Genomic DNA, 16,910 nt, shown 5'->3' with positions numbered 1-16,910 from the left:
CGTCACCGGCGGTGAGCTGACCGACGAGGAGCTGGGCATCATCGGGTTCCTGCTGCTCGCCGCCGGGCACGAGACCACCGCCAACATGCTCGGGCCAGCTCAAGCTCGGGCCGGGCGGGCTGCGCGACATCGAGTTCGCGGTGCAGCTGCTCCAGCTCGTCCACGGCCGTCTCGACCCGCTGCTGCGCCGCCGTGCCACGCTTCCCGCGCTCGCCGCCCTCTCCCGCGGCGGCTACGTGGGCAGGGACGATGCCAAGGCCCTCGCCGAGGCGTACACCTTCCTGCGCCAGGTGGAGCACCTCATCCAGCTGCACCGGCTCCGCCGCACGCATGTGGTGCCCGATGGCAACGCCGACCTGCGCCGCCTCGGCAGGAGCCTGGGCATGACCGCCGACCCGGTGGGAGAGTTCACCACCAGGTGGCGGCGGCACGCCATGGAGGCACGGCGCCTGCACGAGAAGCTGTTCTACCGGCCGCTGTTGCAGGCGGTGGCCCGGCTGCCCGAGTCCGAGGACCGGCTCTCCACCGCCGCGGCCAAGGCCCGCCTGGAGGCGCTCGGCTACACCGACCCGGCCGGGGCGCTACGCCACATCAGCGCGCTGACCACGGGTGTCTCCCGCCGTGCCGCGATCCAGCGCACTCTCCTTCCGGTCATGCTCGGCTGGTTCGCCGACGCCCCCGACCCCGACGCCGGCCTGCTCGGCTTCCGTCAGGTCTCCGACAAGCTCGGCTCCACCCCGTGGTACCTGCGACTGCTGCGCGACGAGACCGCGGTGGCCTCGCAGCTGGCCCGGATGCTCGGTACCAGCCGCTACGTGACGGGACTGCTGATGAACGCACCGGAGTCGGTCGCGATGCTCGGCTCGGACACCGAACTGGCCCCCAGGCCCGCCGAGGCGCTGCTGTCGGAGGCGCGGACCGTGGTCGCCCGCCATCCGGGGGACGCCGAGGGCGCGGTGGCCGCGGTCCGGGGGCTGCGCCGCAGGGAACTGCTCCGCACCGCCGTCGCCGACCTCGCCGGGCTCATCGACATCGAGGAGGTCGGCCAGACGCTGTCCGGGCTCAACGACGTGACGATCCAGGCCGCGCTCGACGCCGCGATCGGCAAGGTCGAGATGGAACGCCGCACCCCGCTGGGCACCAGGTTCGCGGTGATCGCGATGGGCCGTCTGGGCGGGATCGAGTCCTCCTACGGCAGTGACGCCGATGTGATGTTCGTGCACTCTCCGCTGGCGGGGATGGCCGAGCGCGAGGCCACCGAGATGGCGTTCGAGGTGGCCAACGAGCTGCGCCGGCTGCTGGCCCTGCCCGCCCCCGACCCGCCGCTGCTCATCGACCCCGGCCTGCGCCCCGAGGGCAAGGCCGGGCCGCTGGTCCGCACCCTGGCCTCGTACGCGGCCTACTACGAGCGGTGGTCCTCGCCGTGGGAGTCGCAGGCGCTGCTGCGCGCCCGCTTCTCCGCCGGGGACGCCGAGCTCGGGGTCGGCCTGCTGCACCTGGCCGACCCGCTGCGCTATCCGCCCGAGGGCATCTCCGAGGCGGCGGTGCTGGAGATCCGCAGGCTCAAGGCCCGGATGGAGGCCGAGCGGCTCCCGCGCGGCACCGATCCCGCCCTGCACACCAAGCTCGGCCCCGGCGGGCTGTCCGATGTGGAGTGGGTGGCCCAGCTCATCCAGCTCCGCCACGCCGGGCGCCTCCCTGCGCTGCGGACCACCCGCACCCTGGAGGCCCTGGGCGCGGCGGTCGCCGAGGGCCTGCTCGCGGAGGCCGACGAGGCGATGCTCGCCGAGGCATGGCGGTTCGCCTCCCGCATCCGCGACGCCATCGTCGTGGTCCGGGGCCGGGCCTCGGACACGATCCCGGTGGACGCCCGCGAGCGCATGCTCATCGCCCGCGCCCTCGGCTACCCGCCCGACGGTACGGAGGACTTCGTGGACGACTACCGCCGAGCCACCCGCCGGGCCCGCCGGGTCGTGGATCGAGTCTTCTACGAGGGCTGACCGTTCTCGCGGCCGGACGGGACCGGCACCTGTTCCGGCCACACGCGAGGAGGCGGCGACCCACCCGAAGCCCGCGCGGCGGGCGAGGATCTCCGTCCCCCGGGGTGGAGTGGATGCCTGTCACCCGACCTGGATCGTCACGAAAACCGACCCGTTTCGGTGATCTCGTTGCGCCGCCGGGGGCGGGCGTGTATCAACGGTCCGGGTGATCCTTTTGATATCGGTTTACATTGATCTGGCCATCGGCCTGATCCTGGCCTTCCTGCTCCTGTCGCTCCTGGTGAGCGGGATCAACGAGGCCATCGTCCGGCTGCTCGGGATCCGCAGCAAGTTCCTCTGGGCCTATCTCAGGGACACCCTGGACGGCTCATCAGAGGAGGGCAGATCGTGGATCCCGTCGAAGGTGGCCGACGTCTTCGCGAAGCTGCCCTTCTCCGGTAACGATCCGCGCCCGGCGCACAGTCCCGATCCGGCGCCCGCCGTGGTCGAGCCGATGCGGGTCGACTCCGCCACGGTCCTGGCCACCGAGAACGCCGAGGAGAAGGTCTCGGAGGAGATCGCCGAAGGGATCGCCCCGGGGGGCATCGCGGGAAAGACCGCCGAGGAGATCGGATCCGACGAGACGGGCGTCGGTGGGCCCGCAGCCGAGGACCGCGCGGAGCCGCCCACGCCGGCGGTCGACATGACCGCGCGGCTGTACGAACGGCTCCAGGAGATCGACCACCCCAAGGGCACCCGCACCAGCATCGCGAACATCCCGCCCGAGCGGTTCTCCGGCGCCGTCATGGAGCTGGTCGCCGCGGAGGAGGGTGGGGTCGACGGCCTGCTCGCCAAGCTGGAGGCCATCCGCAGCCCGCTCGCGGGCCATCTCAAGGGCGTCTGGCAGGGTGCCCAGCGGGACGCGCAGAAGTTCCGGCAGGGCGTCGAGGACTGGTTCAACGGGGAGATGCAGCGCCTGTCCACCCTCTACGCCCGCTACGTCAGGTGGGTGGTGTTCGCGCTGGGTCTGGCGCTGACCCTGCTGTTCAGCATGGACGCGCTGGAGTACGGCAAGACCCTGCTGCGCGACAACGCCTACCGCGCCGGGGTGGCCGCCATCGCGGGCGGCGGTGGGGAGGGGTACGCCGCGCTGAAGGACAAGTGCGCGGGAGCAGGGAGCGGCCTCGCCGAGCCGTACCAGTGCGTGACCGAGTCCCTCAGCTCCCCGGCGCTGGTCAAGATCTTCGACCACGCGATCGTGAGCATCACGATCCCGCCCGACGGCTCCGACGATCCTTCCTTTCACTGGAACGGCGGAGCCTGGTGGGATCGGCTCGTCACCCCCGGCCACTGGCCGGGTTACCTGCTCACCATGGTGGCGCTGCTGTTCGGCGCCTCGTTCTGGTGGGACGTGCTGCGCCGCCTGACCGGCGTCCGGGGCAACCGTTCCTAGCCCTGGCCCTGGCCCTGGCCGTGCCGCTGTCCGGTGCCCGGGGCGACCACCCCTAGCGGAGCTCGGCCAGCAGCAGGTCGACCTGGGGGAGCGGGTCGGGTCCGAACGGGCGGACCACGACGGTGCGGGCACCCGCCTCCCACAGTGACCTGACCTGGTCGGCGGCCTCCTCGGCGGAACCCACCGCCATCACCACCTCGTCCGGGGCGACCTTCAGGAACTCGGCGGAACCCTCGGCCAGCGCGGTGACCGTCGCGGTGTCGTCGCCGATGTAGAGGTTGACGAAGACCACCAGCTCGTGATCGCCCCCGCCGGTCAGCGTGAGGGCCTCCTCGATCTTCCCGGAACTGACCCCCTCGGGCAGGATCGTGCCCTGCGCCACCCGGCCCGACAGTTCCAGCGAGCGGGGCCGCAGCACCCCGGCCAGCAGCGGCGGCACGACGGCGGGGGGATGCACCAGGCGCACCCCGTCGAGCCGCACCGCCTTGCCCTCCAGGGTGACTGTCTCGCCGCGCAGCAGCTCGCGTACCGCCGTGATCGTCTCCTCCAGCAGTGCCAGCGGGGAGGGCGCGAGGGCGCCCACCTGGCGCATCCAGTCCTGGACGCCGTGCCCGATGCCGGCCGCGAGCCGGCCTGGGTACAGGCGGGCCAGGTTGCCCAGCTCCATGGCCAGCAGGGCGGGGTTGCGCAGCGGCGCCGGGGTGATCCCGATGCCCACCCGCAGGTGCTCGGTGACGGCGAGCGCGGTGGCCGCCGACGAGATCGCCCCGGTCCAGCCGAGATCCTCCACCACCCAGACGTCGTCCACCTCGGCCGCGTCCAGATGGCGGCAGAAGGGGATGAGCGACTCGGGGGGAAGGTCGCGATCGAACATGACGCCCAGACGCATGTCTCTCCTACGGTTGATGTCTTTCCCGGTGCGGGATCCCGGGTGTTCCTGCCGCGCGGTTTCCGTGGCACCTCATCTTCGCGGCATCCCGCTTTCGCGGCACCTCAGAGGGCTCCCGCGTAGCGGAAGTAGCCGGCGAGGTCGTCGAGGGCCGCGACGCGATCGATTCGCACCTCGGTCCCGGTCCTCCGTGCGTTGATCATCTTGCCCTGGCCGACGTAGACGCCGACATGATGGGTGCTGACCTTACGCTTGCCGATCTTGCCGTAGAAGACGAGGTCTCCCGGCCTGGCCACGGCGGCGGGGATCCTCTTGAGCCGCTTCACGTGGTCGTCGGTGTTGCCGGGCCCCAGCACGTCGCGCCCGTAGGCGAGATGGTAGACCCAGCGGGTGAGGCCGGAGCAGTCCAGGCCGAGGGTCCGGGTGGCCGGGCAGGGCCGGATCGCCCCCGTGTAGCCCTGGCAGGTGCCGAGGGAGGGACCCGGCTGCTCGCCGTGACCGCCGCCCCAGGAGTACGGGATCCCGCCGCCCTGCCAGCCGGGTTGGTGCCATCCGGCCTCGATCGCGTACGCGATGGCGGTGATCCGGTTGAGGGCGACCGGCAGGGTCGGCACCGAGGCGCTCAGCAGCAGGAGCATTCCCAGCAGCACGGCCGCCGCGGCCTGCCGCCGGTGTCCGAGAAGATCGCGAAGTCGGTGAGGGCCGGCCTCTGTCACGTCACCTCGCCAGACTTGTCGATATAAGTCACGACAAGTCTGCCCAACAATCCGGCCCCGTGCTGGCAACGCCACTCCTGCGGCAACGGCGCCGAAGGAGAGCGACCACCAGGTCCGGCGTTATCCGGCCTGGTGGTGGTACGTGACCCTGACCATGCTCGCTCTGGTCTTCCTCTGGCGGCCTCAGCCCCCGATCGCGGGCATGCTCTCGGGAACGGTCTCCGCCGCCGCGCCCGGTCTCGGAGTCATGAGAAGCCCCACCAGGTGGTCCGCGATCGCGGAGATGGTGGGCTGCTGCCACAGCAGGGTCGCGGGGAGACGGCAGCCGAAGCGCTTCTCCAGACGCCGCCGGACCATGACGGTCATCACCGAGTCCAGCCCCTGCTCGACAAGGGGACGCCGGGTCGCCAGGTCCTCGGGGGCCAGCCTCATCACGGCCGCGATCTCCGCGCGGATCTCGGGCAGGACGCGCTCGCGCAGGTCCTCGGGCGCCAGGCCGGCGAACGCCTCCGCGGGCCCCCGGAGATCCTCCTCGGCCGAGGCGGGCGCGTCGATCACCGGATAGCGGAGTCCCGTAAGGTGTCCCACCACCCGGCCGTCCACATCGGCCAGGAGCGCCCGAACGGTGTCGTCGGCGGCCGGGTCCACGGCCGCGTTGATGATCACCGTCGAGGGTGGCGTGCCGGTCAGCACCATCTCGTCGATGTGCACGACCATGCGCAGCACCGGATCGCCGGGGAACACGCAGGGCGCCACGGACATCGCCGCGTCCAGCGCCGGCGCCCAGCTCCCCGGTTCCTCGGTGCGGACCGTGGCCCGCAGCACGCCGTCTCCGCTCAGCAGCGTCTCGATCGTCCAGTCGAAGCCCGTCGAGGGCACGCCGACGGTGGCCAGCCGCTTGTGCACGAACCCGGGATCGATCGGGTTGAGAGCGCCGGCGTCCGGCAGCACATCGGGTTTCACCTGGCCCGGAGCAGCCACGTCCGCGGTGACGTGCACCAGCCAGGCGGGTTCGGGCTCGTCGGGGCCGGCCGGTGTACGGGCCGCGAGCCGTACCACCGGAGGCTCGTGCACGACCTGGATCTGCCTGCGTTCCGCGGTCATCAGCGGATGCATCATCTCCACGTCGGTGAGCGTGACGTCCTCGTCCTCGACCGCGTGCAGGAACGTGTTGACCAGCACGGCGGCGGGCACGATCTCGACCCCGTTGAGGGTGTGGCTGCCCGGGTAGGGCCGGTTGGCGTCCTCCAAGCTGGTCCGCCACACCCGGGTCCGGCTGCCCGCGAGGCTGGTCCCGGCTCCGAGCAGGGCGTGGGAGTGCACGTCGTGCCCTCGGTTGTCGTCCTCGGTGTACGCTTCGCGCCAGTGGCGGCGGTGCTGCCAGGCGTACGGCGGCAGATCGGCCAGGCCGCCGGACGGCTGCAGCCGGCTCCAGTCCACATCGACGCCGTGACAGTGCGCCGTGCCCAGCGCGATGAGGAAGGTCGGCGACTCCGGCTGGTTCCGGCGCAGTGACGTGCCGACGAACACGTCCTCGAACCCGTTCTCCGAGAGCGTCTCGGTCACCGAGTGCGCGACCACGGGGTGGGGGGAGATCTCCAGGAACACGCGGTAGCCGTCCTGCGCCGCGGCCGTCGTCGCCGCGGTCAGCCGCACGGGGTCCCGGAGGTTCGCCGCCCAGTACGCGCTGTCCAGGACGGGCGTCGACCGGGGATCCGCCAGCGCGGTCGTGTACATGGGGATGCGAGGCGCCCCGAACGAGAGATCGGCGGTGGCGGCGGCCAGTTCGACGGCCAGCGGCTCCATGTGCGGGCTGTGGAAGGCGACATCCGACGCCACCCGCCGCACCACGATGCCCTCGGCCGGCCACTCGTTCAGCACCGCCTCGACCGCGGCGACGTCGCCGGACAGCACGGTGGAGCCGGGGGCCGACGAGATCGCGGCCACCAGGTCGGTACGGCCGGCCAGCCTCTCCGCCGCCTCCTCGAAGGACAAGTCGACCATCACCATGGCCCCCTTGCCCTCGGCCTGGCGCAGCAGCCGGGAGCGGCGGCAGATCAGGCGGGCGCCGTCGGCGACGGTCATCGCGCCGGCCGTCACCGCCGCCGCGATCTCGCCGACGGAGTGGCCGATGACGGCCTTCGGCGCGACCCCGTACGCGTTCCAGAGCCTGGCGAGGCCCAGCTGCATCACGAAGATCATGGTTTGCACGCGGTCGATGGTGTCGAGATCGCCGTCGGCCAGGACCTGCCGGGGAGAGAAGCCGATCTCCTCGACGAAGATCGGCTCCACCTCGTCGACCAGGGACGCGAACTCCGGCACGGCGAGCAGCTCCCGCCCCATCCCGCGCCACTGGCAGCCCTGCCCGGAGAAGACCCAGACCGGCCCGGGACCGAGCTCGGGCAGCACGTCACCGGTGAGGACGGCCTCGGCCGGCACGTCCTCCGCGAGCCTGCGCAGGTTGGCCGCAAGCTCGTCCCTGTCCGCCCCGATCACGACGGCGCGACGGGCCAGATGGGTGCGCCGGAGCGCCAGCGTGTGCCCCGCCGACGCCAGGTCGAGCCCCTTCCCGAGGTGATCGGCGAGCTTGCCCGCGTACTGCCGCAGAGCCTGCTCCGACGCGGCCGACAGCGGGAACAGCCGCTCCCCGGTCCCCTCGCCCCGGGGCGCCTCCTGGGCGAAAGGAGCCTGCTCGAGCACGATGTGCGCGACCGTGCCGCCGTACCCGAAGCTGGAGACGCCCGCCCGGCGGGGGTGGTCGCGCTCAGGCCAGGCCGATCGTTCGGTCACCACGCGAAGGCCCGAGGACTCCCACGGGATGGCCGGGTTCAGGGTGGTCAGCACGCTCGGGGGGATCTCACCGCGGCCGAGGGCGAGCACCGCCTTGATGATGCCGGCGATGCCGGCGGCGCCTTCGAGGTGACCGATGTTGGACTTCACGGAGCCGACGAGGCACGGGTCGCCGGGGGGCCGCGGCGTGCCGTACACGGAGGAGAGCGCCCCCGCCTCAAGCGGATCGCCGAGCCGGGTCCCGGTGCCGTGCGCCTCGATGTAGTCGACGGTGGACGGCGCGACGCCCGCCTGTCGGCAGGCCCGGATCATCACGTGTTCCTGAGCCTCCCCGCACGGCGCCATGATGCCGTTGGTGTGCCCGTCCTGGTTCACGGCGCTGCCGATGACGAGCGCGAGGATCCGGTCACCGTCGCGCTGGGCGTCGGACAGCCGCTTGAGCACGACCACGCCGCAGCCCTCGCCGCGCCCGTAGCCGTCGGCCGACGCGTCGAACGACTTGGACCGCCCGTCGGGGGCGAGGGCTCCGGCCGTGCCGAGCGTGAGGGTCTGGCCCGGGGTCACCAGCAGGTTGACGCCGCCGGCGAGGGCGACGTCGCTCTCGCCGAGCCGTAGGCTCTGCGCGGCCAGGTGCAGCGAGACCAGCGACGCCGAGCAGGCGGTGTCGATCGCCATACTGGGTCCGCGCAGGTCCAGGGAGTAGGAGATGCGATTGGCGACGGCGCAGGTCGCGGCGCCGATTCCGGTCCACGCCTCGATCTGGGGCAGGTCCTCAAGGAGGCGGCCTCCGTAGTCGGCGGTGCAGACCCCGACGAACACCCCGGCGTCGGTGCCGGCCAGCTCGTGCGGTGGCAGGCCGGCGTTCTCCAGGGCCTCCCACGCGGTCTCCATCAGGATCCGCTGCTGCGGGTCCATCAGCTCGGCCTCGCGGGGCGACAGGCCGAAGAACTCCGCGTCGAAGCCCTCGATGTCGCCGAGGAAGCTGCCGTGACGTACGGCGTCGCGCAGCGAGGCGGCGTATTCGGGGCTTCGGTTCTCGTACCGCTGCCAGCGTTCCGCGGGCAACGGCCCGGTCGTGTTCCGGCCGGCGCGCAGCAGGTCCCAGAACTCGTCCGGTGAGCGGGCGTCGCCGGGAAGGCGGCATCCGATCCCGATCACCGCCACTGGTTCCACCTGGACTCCGCGCGGACTGTCGGCCATCTGCGTTCGTTTCCCTTCGGTCAGACCCACTGAGGATTGTCGATGATCTTGATTATGGCGCTGGAGACGGTCACTCCCGGTCCGGTGCCGAGCATCAGCACGTGGTCGCCGGGGCCCAGCTGCCCGGTCATGAGCAGGTGGTCGAGGGAAAGGACCTGGTCGCCGGCCCCGCAGTGGCCGATGGTGCGGCCGTAGTCCCAGGTCGAGCGGGACATGGGCAGGTCGAGCATGGCCATGCACCGCTGTTCGACGATCTCTTCCGAGTAGTTCATGAACGCCACCCGGGTGAGAGCGCCGGCCTCGATCCCGCTCTCGGTCAGCGCGCGCTCGACGACCTCCATCAACGCCCGCTGGATCTTGAACAGCGCCGTGGTGGCCTCGCCCTTGGGCATGACCTGCTGCCGGAACTGCTCGTTCCTGGCCGCGAAGCTCATCCGGCGCCCGACCGTGACGCCCGGGGGGAAGAGGGGTTCGCTGCCCCGGTGCAGTTCCTCGGCCTCGGCCACCGTCGTCGTGCAGACCGACATCAGGCGCGCGAAACCCGTCCCCTTGGTGAGCACGAGCGCGGCGGCGGCGTCCCCGCCGATGTAGCCGGGGCCCATCCGCCACCGGTCCATCAGCGGGGTGCCGTAGTTGTCGGCGGCGACCAGTAAGGCGGCCTGCCTGCCGGGTACGGCGTCCAGGTGGCCGGCCGCGAGCTCCAGGGCGATGAACATCCCGTTGCAGCCCTGCCGGATCTCGGTGGCCAGGACGTCCCCGCCGACGAGATGACGCTGCAGGTAGGAGTGCGGGGGCCAGCCGTCCGGCCCCTGGTGCCACGTCGAGGCGTACAGGAGGAGATCCAGGTCGCCCGGCGCACGCCCGCTGCGCTTGAGCGCGCTCCGCGCCGCGTGCAGGGCCATCTCCGGAGCCGGTACGTCACCGGCCACCACCGCCCCGGCCAGGTTGTGCAGTTCGGCCTCTTCCGGCGGGTACCAGCCTTTGGCGACGGCCTTCTCGACGCTGACGACGGTCCGGGGGAGGAAGGCTCCCACTCCGCTGATGTACGTGTCCGCGTATCGCATGACTCTGCCCTCGCCCCGGCTAGACGGATTCGAGTTCTCTGACCATCGCCACGATGGTCACGACGTCCCGGAAGTTCTCCGGATCGAGCTTCGCGGCGGGGATCGGGACGCCGACGTCCCTGCGGAGGAAGTTCAGCAGCCGCGCCGTCCGCAGGGAGTCCAGGAGACCCGACAGCAGGAGCGGGGTCGTCTCGTCGACCTTGATGTCGTCGCCGTCCAGGACGAGGTTCTCCTGGATGAAGTCGACCAGCCTTCGCGTGAGCTCGGTCATGCGCGTGCCCCCGTCGTGACGGGAGAGGTGGCCAGGACCCTGAACACCGCCGCGGCGACGGACGTTCCCGAGCCGAACCCGACCATGAGCAGGTGATCGCCGGCCACCAGCCCGCCGGTCGCGACGAGATGCTCGAAGGCGATGAACTGGTCCACCGCGCCGCAGTGGCCCACGCGCCTTCCGTAGTCCCAGGTCGTCTGATCCTCGTCGATGCCCAGCCAGGACATCTGCCCGTCCAGGTCCTCGCGGCGGCCGTGCGGCAACGCCACCCGCGTGATGTCGGAGAGTTCGATCCCGGCCTCGTCCAGGGTCTTCTCGACCTGCTGCATCATCGTTTTCTGGATCGTCAGGTGGATCCCGGTTCCCTGCGCCTTGAGCAGCCGCCGGCGGAACTCCTCATGCCGGTCTCCGAAGCTCAGCCCTCTGCCGATGGTGGCGTCCGGAGGGAAGAGGGGGTAGGCGCCGTCGTTGACCGCGTCGGCCTCCGGGATCACCGTCGCGTTCACCGACAGGAGCTCGGCCATGCCGTACCCCTTGCCGAGGAGGAGCGCGGCCGCGGCGTCGCCGATCAGCGCACCGGGGGTCATCCGCCAGCGGTCCACCAGCGGGGTGCCGTGGTTGTCCGAGGAGACGACCATCGCCGTCTCCCGGTCCGCGTCGGCCTGCAGATAGCTCGCCGCCAGTTCGAGCGAGCTGATCATCCCCACGCAGCCGCTCCGGATCTCGAACGCGGGAACGTTCCCGCCGAGGAGGTGCATCTGCAGGTAGTGCTGGGGCTGCCAGCCGTTCGGGCCCTGGTGCCAGACCGACGGGTAGAGCAGAAGGTCGAGATCGCGCGGGGAGGACTCACCCCAGCGGTCGTACGCGTCCAGGACCGCGAGCCGCGCCATCTCTGGCGCGGGCATGTCGCCGGCCACCGCCGCGCCGATCTGCTGGAACCTCTCGACCTCCTCTTCCGGGTACCAGCCCTCACGAACGGCCTGCTCGACGCTCACACTGTCAGGCACATAAACGCCGAGACTCCTGACGAATATGTTGGATGTACGCACTCGTCCCCTAACTCATCGACGATCCCGGACAACGGCCTTCAGGCAGCGGAAGACGGCTTATCCGATTTATTTCGGGTCACGGGATATCAAGAGACCTCCGGCCGGTCAATGAAAAACGGGAAATGGGCCGGCGGCCGTCGGAGGCAACAATAGGGGCGGACCGTTGGGTAAAGCAATATGAACGTGAGGGGCCGATGGGTGACATTCCGTGGTCAGGTTTTGACGGAACGTATTGAATTTTGGAAATGCGCCTTTCCGCTCCACGCCGCGGTTTCCTAGAATGTAATTCTTTGGAATCCGGGCGACGAGAGAAGGGGGCCGGGCCGTCGCCGTTCGGTTCAGGCCCGGCGCGTCGTCTCAGGCGGGCACTCTCGTGCAGACGATGTTGTTGAGTTTGAACTGGGCCGGAATGCCGTTCGTCCCGGTGGCGGTCGCCGAGAAGCCGAGACTCTGACTGGAGCCGGGGCCGATGGAGGAGTTATGACCCGCGTCGCGGGCGGTCACCTGGGTGCCGACCTGGGTCACCGTGGCGTTCCAGGCGGTCGTGATCTGCTGGTTGCCCGGCCAGGTCCACGTCAGGGTCCAGCCCTCGATGGGGGTCGTGCCGGTGTTCCTGATGGTCGCGCTGCCGTTGAAGGCGCCGTTCCAGGCGCCGGTGGAGTAGGTGACCTCGCAGGAGGTGCCCATCTTGAGCCCGCCGCGCAGGAAGGTCGCGAAGTTGGCCCAGGTGGGATTCAACGTGCCGGTGCCGACGGTCTCGGCGCAGTTGGCGGTGGTGCGGACGGTCTGCAGGCCGTACTGGGCGGGGTCCATGATCTGGGGCATCATGTGATCCGCTCCGGGTACCGAGACGAACGTGGCGTTGCCGCACTGAGCCTTGATCCTGTTGTAGAGCAGGACGCTCTGCCCGTGCGGTACCAGGAAGTCGGCCTGGCCGTGCAGGAACATCAGCGGCGGGTCGTTGCTGTCGACGTAGGTCATCGGATTGGCCTGGGCCACTTGGGCCGGGCAGGTCTGGATCGGGCAGCCGACCAGGAGGGATTCCGGGGAGGCCGGAGAGTCATGGTCAAGCCCGCCGGTCGGCAGGTTCTGTGCGTTCATCTGCAGGAAGTCGGTCGGGCTGTAGAAGGCGAGTCCTGTCTGCACGGCGCTGGAGACGCCGGTCGTGCCGACGGTGCCCTCCAGCGCCGTCACGCCGCCGGACAGGGTGGCCATCTCCGTCAGCCAGCCGCCCGACGAGTCGCCCATGATCGCGAAGCGATTGGGGTCGAGCTGGTACGTGGCGGCGTTCGCACGCAGCCAGCGGATGGCCGCCTTGATGTCGTGCACCTGGGCCGGGAAGATCGCCTGAGCGCTGGACCGGACGCTGACGCCGGCCACGGCGAAGCCCAGCGGGTTGAAGATGGCCGCGATCGCGTCCGTGCCGGCCTTGCCGTCGTCGCTCGTCCAGGCCGAGCCGGTGTGCCAGATCAGCAGCGGCCGGGGCGTGATGCCGGTGGACGGCAGGTAGAGGTCCAGCAGATGCCCCCTGCTCCCGGCCGGTTGTGCGGGCGCGTAAGCGACGTCAGTGATCACCTGCGTGGCGTGAGCCGGCGGCGCGAAGGCTGCTGGCACACCGACGGCGGCCAGCACGGTCATCGCCATGCCGACAATCATGGCCGTGCGGATTCGAACTTGCATGGTGCGACTCCGGTTGGTCGGATGCTCGCCGCTTCCCCGGTGACCGTCCGTGTCTCCTCCTGTGCCGGGGCAGCCGCGATCAGCGCGCCGACCGTAGCGCCTGCGAGAACAACGTCCTGCTCGAGTATCGCGGCTTACATCGATATGGGCGGGGAGACGATATGACACGCAAGTGATGATGGTCAAAGTTTTCTATGCATCGTTCCAATTGGACAGAAAGAGCGGCATAAATCGTACTTTATAGATCACATAGTGCGAAGACAGTCCAGATCATCCATGGCATGCACAGGTAGTCGGATACGCACCCGCGAGGTCTTTCGAGGCCGCCACGTCTGGAATTGGACAGCGGCCGGACCCTCGGGAACCGGCGACTCGGAAAGCGATGCCGGCTTTACCGACGGTAAACACCCGTGAAACATGCGCCACCCCACGACGACGCTGATGAAAGTTTCATCTCCTTCCCGCGACCGATTCGGGCGCGACAATCTTCCTGGCGCGTGGTGGGTGATAATGTCCACCGTCATGATCTCCCCAATCACAGGAGGACGAATGCGAAAGGTACGCGCTGTTCTCGTCTCGGCCGTCATGGTCCTCGGAGTGTCGCTGACGATCGGCGCCACCCCGGCGCACGCCGAGAGGCTGGCCGGCGTCTTCAGGGACCACTCGGAGTGCGAGCGGATCGGAACCCAGGGCATCACCCAGGGCTGGTGGGACGACTATTCATGCGAGTGGGAGGGCCGGTACCGCTATTACTTCCTCTACGCGTGACCCGGTGAAACGCACGCACCCCCGGCTCTGAAGGGTCGAACCGGGGGCGCGTGCTCGTGATCCGTGGGTCGTGGGTTCGAGTCCCACCCGCCCCACCACGCCGACCTGCGGCTTTCGCGGACCTGTCGTCGCGTCATCTGATCGTGAGTCACGGCCCTGCCCGAGCCTTGCCGATCTTCCGGTTGGCCGCCCGCACCGCCTGCCGCCCGCAGCCGTTGCGCGTCACCTTCGTGCACGCGACCGCGATGCCCCGGAGGCGTGGTCCGGGGCGCCTTTCCCTGACCGGTCAGACGGCGCTCTCGCCGAGCCAGACCAGGTCGGAGCCCAGCCGATGCGCGGCCCGGTGGGCGTTCGTCCAGCGGCCGAACCCGTACCCACTCCTGGTGACGGTCGCCGCCGTCCCATCCGGCAGCGCCAGCCCGTACGCCACCACCTCCGGCGACCTCGGCCCGTCCCTCTCGTCGTCCTCGTCGTCCTCGTCGAACTCCTGGACCAGGGCGAACATGCGCGGGAGATCGTCGACCGGCACGCGCGCACTCGCGTACGCACTCTCCAGACCCGGGGCTACGCCCTGGCGGTCATCGCGGCGGGCGACGCGGATCTCCCCGGGGAGCAGATCGAGCGCTGGGTGGACTTCCGGATGGACCGGCAGCGCGTGCTCGACGCCGAGTCGGCTCCGAGCATAGAGATCGTTCTCGACGAGGCCGTGCTGCACCGCATGATCGGCGGCCCGAAGGTGATGCGCGCCCAGCTGGAGCACCTGGCCAAGTCCATGTCGAGGCCGAACGTGACCGTCCGGGTCCTGCCGTTCGCCGCCGGGGCGCATGCCAGCCCAGAGGGTGCTTTCACGATCTTCGACATGCCAGAGCCTTACTCCGACGCGAGCTATGTGGAGACCAGAGGGGGTGCCGTCTACACCGAAGCGGAGGGTGCCGAGATCTTCGCACGAGCGTACGATTCCCTACGTAGCACCGCGCTCACCCCGGATGAGTCCGTGACCGTCATCCGGACCGCGATCGGTCGTGCCAAACGCGCGAGAGGGAGCACATGATGATCACCCCCGAGGAGCTGGCGGACGTCACCTGGCACATCAGCACCAGGAGCGCCAACGGTGGTGGGCAGTGCGTCGAGGCCGGTCCGCTGGCTGATGGCAGCGGGCGCGTCGCGGTACGGCACAGCCGCCGCCCCGGCGCCGAGGTGATCGTCTACACCCGCGCCGAGTGGCAGGCATTCGTCGGCGGCGTCAAGAACGGCGAATTCGACTTCTCCCCCGGGCTGATTCCCTGACCCGGAGCCCCTCCACCGGTGCGGGTGGAGGGGCCCAGCCGTTGGCGGTTCCCATGCCCGGTGAAACGGCCGCCACCGGAGAGCTTCCCCCCGCTCTGTCATAGGGCTTCTCGAACCGGGAGGAAAGAGGTGCGGGGGAGCATTCCTGTCGAGAGGCCGGACGCACGGCCCGGCTCCGGTCTCCGCCGAAGATGAGGACGCTCAACCCCGGTCGTTCAGGGTCGCCAGGTCCAGGACGTGGTAGCCGTCCGCCGTCTTCCAATGGAGGTACCGGGCATTGGAGATGCTCACCTTGTCCGTCTCCCGGCCTGGCAGGCGCACCGCGGTACGTGTCCGTGCGTCGAGAAGCCAGCCGGCCCCGCCCTCGCGCCACGCCACGAAACGCCCATACCGCGAGATATCGATGTTCCTGGCACGGGGGCTCATGCCGACGACGGTGCCGTCGCTGTACTCCAGGCGATCCCGGTTCCCGTCCGCCTGGGCGATGTACGAGGCCGGATCGGGAACGCCGCGCCTGGCTCCGTCCGGACCGTAGCGGGCCGGCGGCGAGCCGGTGAACTCCTCCGGATCCGCTGGATCAGCCACCACAGGGGACCTCGCCAGGAAGGTGTCACCCTCCCAGACGATGTCATACAGTCCCCGCAGCCACAGCCGGGGAGTCTTATCGCCGGGGCCCATGCGGTAGACGCCCACGTCTCCGGTGGCGTTGGTGACGCACCCGGAGAAGTAGAGCTCACCCCGATGGAACTGGAGGTCGACGGGGTATCGCCAGGCGGTCCCGCAGTGCCCCCCGGGAACGCCCCAGGTGTTCATCACCTGCCGGGTCCGGCCGGTGCGCATGTCGATGGTCTCGAGAATCCATCCGCCCGGTTCGCTGTTTCCGAGGAGGCTCACCACGCGTGTGCCGTGCGCCGCGGCGGCGGCGGTGTACGACTCCCTGTTCTTGTGTTGCAACAGCGTGCTGCGGCCGGTGACCGGGTCGAGGATGTCGACGTGGTCGATGTACGGGAGGTACGGGGAGAACCTGCGGACGATGAGCCGCCCGTCGGGCAGGGCGCCGACGACGGACCGGGACATCGTGTCCTTGGAGGGGATCCACAGGATCCTGGCCCGGGGATAGGCCCGCGCGAAGGGCGTTTCGGCCTTTCGGATGGGAGAGGGCGTGGGTGGGGGCGTCTCCGACGGGCCGAGCCACGCTGGCGAAGCACCTTCTTCGAAAGGGGTGCTCGGAGCCTGTTCGTCGGTGGCCGACGGCGGTACGGAGGGCCCACAGGCGCAGACCCCCATCAGCAGTGCGGCCGCCATCATGCGGGGCCGGCGCTTCACCCGCGTCCGTGCCGGGACGGGAGGTTCCCGATCGCGGCTTCGAAGGACACTGTCAGCGACGTCCGTGCCGTCGGCACCGCGACCTGCCTGCTGCCCAGAGGCCATCGCGCACACCGCCGATCGCACTTTTCAAAGCACCGCTGACACCTTAACCGATCGTCATCGGATAGATGAGACGACTGTCACACTTGGCTGGTTTCTTCGTATCTCCGTAGCTCTCAGCCGCGGGGCATCCCGTTGCCGGATACGGTGGCGCTCCGCCTCACCGAGCACCTGGCTGCCTATCCCGTCACACCCTTCATGCCGTCGGGGGAGGAGCGCACGCGAAAGGCCGTCGAGCGTGCCCTCAATGGCGGGACGGCTCGCGCGGGGTGTGGTTGACGCTCAGCCCGCTGGGCGCCGACGCACTGCTGGGGCTCCCGGCGTCGGCGCTGGCCG

The 16,910-nt window shown here is 70.1% G+C and carries 13 protein-coding genes and 1 pseudogene; 5 read left to right on the top strand and 9 right to left on the bottom strand.

Annotation, left to right across the window (positions count from 1 at the left end):
* Positions 1–95: 95 nt before the first annotated feature.
* Positions 96–2,000 (top strand): annotated as a pseudogene (locus ABZ260_RS27710) (bifunctional [glutamine synthetase] adenylyltransferase/[glutamine synthetase]-adenylyl-L-tyrosine phosphorylase); the annotation flags it as partial.
* Positions 2,001–2,205: 205 nt separating this feature from the next.
* Complete coding sequence (locus tag ABZ260_RS27705; protein WP_355623436.1) at positions 2,206–3,432, top strand: hypothetical protein; 1,227 nt, start codon at positions 2,206–2,208, stop codon at positions 3,430–3,432.
* Between the two features lie 52 nt (positions 3,433–3,484).
* Here ABZ260_RS27705 and ABZ260_RS27700 read toward each other — a convergent pair whose 3' ends face one another.
* The 7 genes from ABZ260_RS27700 to ABZ260_RS27670 all read right to left on the bottom strand — a co-directional run bounded on the left by ABZ260_RS27700 (position 3,485) and on the right by ABZ260_RS27670 (position 13,055).
* The gene (locus ABZ260_RS27700; RefSeq protein WP_355623433.1) at positions 3,485–4,321 is read right to left on the bottom strand and encodes an LLM class flavin-dependent oxidoreductase; all 837 of its coding nucleotides are present in this window, start codon (positions 4,319–4,321) and stop codon (positions 3,485–3,487) included.
* 104 nt (positions 4,322–4,425) lie between these two features.
* Positions 4,426–5,037 carry an NlpC/P60 family protein gene (locus tag ABZ260_RS27695; RefSeq protein WP_355623430.1) on the bottom strand — a complete coding sequence of 204 codons (612 nt, stop codon included), beginning with the start codon at positions 5,035–5,037 and terminating at the stop codon, positions 4,426–4,428.
* Between the two features lie 183 nt (positions 5,038–5,220).
* On the bottom strand, positions 5,221–9,000 hold the full coding sequence (locus tag ABZ260_RS27690) for a beta-ketoacyl synthase N-terminal-like domain-containing protein (RefSeq protein WP_355623427.1): 3,780 nt from the start codon (positions 8,998–9,000) through the stop codon (positions 5,221–5,223).
* Positions 9,001–9,047: 47 nt separating this feature from the next.
* Positions 9,048–10,091: a ketoacyl-ACP synthase III family protein gene (locus tag ABZ260_RS27685; RefSeq protein ID WP_355623424.1), complete on the bottom strand. Its 1,044-nt coding sequence runs from the start codon at positions 10,089–10,091 to the stop codon at positions 9,048–9,050.
* Positions 10,092–10,110: 19 nt separating this feature from the next.
* On the bottom strand, positions 10,111–10,362 hold the full coding sequence (locus tag ABZ260_RS27680) for a phosphopantetheine-binding protein (protein ID WP_355623421.1): 252 nt from the start codon (positions 10,360–10,362) through the stop codon (positions 10,111–10,113).
* Positions 10,359–11,369 carry a ketoacyl-ACP synthase III family protein gene (locus ABZ260_RS27675; RefSeq protein ID WP_355623418.1) on the bottom strand — a complete coding sequence of 337 codons (1,011 nt, stop codon included), beginning with the start codon at positions 11,367–11,369 and terminating at the stop codon, positions 10,359–10,361. Before ABZ260_RS27675 ends, ABZ260_RS27680 begins: the two co-directional genes overlap by 4 nt.
* Before the next feature lie 399 nt (positions 11,370–11,768).
* On the bottom strand, positions 11,769–13,055 hold the full coding sequence (locus ABZ260_RS27670; protein WP_355623415.1) for a cellulose binding domain-containing protein: 1,287 nt from the start codon (positions 13,053–13,055) through the stop codon (positions 11,769–11,771).
* 585 nt (positions 13,056–13,640) lie between these two features.
* Here ABZ260_RS27670 and ABZ260_RS27665 point away from each other — a divergent pair.
* The gene (locus ABZ260_RS27665; protein WP_355623412.1) at positions 13,641–13,859 is read left to right on the top strand and encodes a hypothetical protein; all 219 of its coding nucleotides are present in this window, start codon (positions 13,641–13,643) and stop codon (positions 13,857–13,859) included.
* A gap of 286 nt (positions 13,860–14,145) precedes the next feature.
* On the opposite strand, the gene ABZ260_RS27660 is transcribed toward ABZ260_RS27665, so the two are convergent.
* Positions 14,146–14,388: a hypothetical protein gene (locus ABZ260_RS27660; RefSeq protein WP_355623444.1), complete on the bottom strand. Its 243-nt coding sequence runs from the start codon at positions 14,386–14,388 to the stop codon at positions 14,146–14,148.
* On the opposite strand from ABZ260_RS27660, the gene ABZ260_RS27655 reads away from it, so the two are divergent.
* On the top strand, positions 14,347–14,910 hold the full coding sequence (locus ABZ260_RS27655; RefSeq protein ID WP_355623441.1) for a DUF5753 domain-containing protein: 564 nt from the start codon (positions 14,347–14,349) through the stop codon (positions 14,908–14,910). The two genes, ABZ260_RS27660 and ABZ260_RS27655, sit on opposite strands and share 42 nt — an antisense overlap.
* Positions 14,910–15,146, top strand: coding sequence for a DUF397 domain-containing protein (locus ABZ260_RS27650; RefSeq protein WP_355623439.1), 237 nt, complete (start codon positions 14,910–14,912; stop codon positions 15,144–15,146). Before ABZ260_RS27655 ends, ABZ260_RS27650 begins: the two co-directional genes overlap by 1 nt.
* Positions 15,147–15,347: 201 nt before the next feature.
* On the opposite strand, the gene ABZ260_RS27645 is transcribed toward ABZ260_RS27650, so the two are convergent.
* A complete protein-coding gene (locus ABZ260_RS27645) occupies positions 15,348–16,223 on the bottom strand; it encodes a hypothetical protein (protein WP_355623409.1) in 876 nt (291 codons plus the stop codon).
* Positions 16,224–16,910 lie beyond the last annotated feature (687 nt).

Source organism: Streptosporangium sp. NPDC006013 (assembly GCF_040614275.1).
Classification (GTDB): domain Bacteria; phylum Actinomycetota; class Actinomycetes; order Streptosporangiales; family Streptosporangiaceae; genus Streptosporangium.
The sequence above is the reverse complement of the archived record's forward strand: the minus strand, read 5'-3'. Positions and strand labels throughout refer to the sequence as shown.

Bases quoted from the DNA above. Each gene is read 5' to 3' on its own strand.
- ABZ260_RS27650 (WP_355623439.1), top strand. From the start codon at position 14,910: ATGATCACCCCCGAGGAGCTGGCGGACGTCACCTGGCACATCAGCACC.
- ABZ260_RS27645 (WP_355623409.1), bottom strand. From the start codon at position 16,223: ATGTCCCGGTCCGTCGTCGGCGCCCTGCCCGACGGGCGGCTCATCGTC.
- ABZ260_RS27670 (WP_355623415.1), bottom strand. From the start codon at position 13,055: ATGGCGATGACCGTGCTGGCCGCCGTCGGTGTGCCAGCAGCCTTCGCG.
- ABZ260_RS27680 (WP_355623421.1), bottom strand. From the start codon at position 10,362: ATGACCGAGCTCACGCGAAGGCTGGTCGACTTCATCCAGGAGAACCTC.
- ABZ260_RS27700 (WP_355623433.1), bottom strand. From the start codon at position 4,321: ATGCGTCTGGGCGTCATGTTCGATCGCGACCTTCCCCCCGAGTCGCTC.
- ABZ260_RS27685 (WP_355623424.1), bottom strand. From the start codon at position 10,091: ATGCGATACGCGGACACGTACATCAGCGGAGTGGGAGCCTTCCTCCCC.
- ABZ260_RS27665 (WP_355623412.1), top strand. From the start codon at position 13,641: ATGCGAAAGGTACGCGCTGTTCTCGTCTCGGCCGTCATGGTCCTCGGA.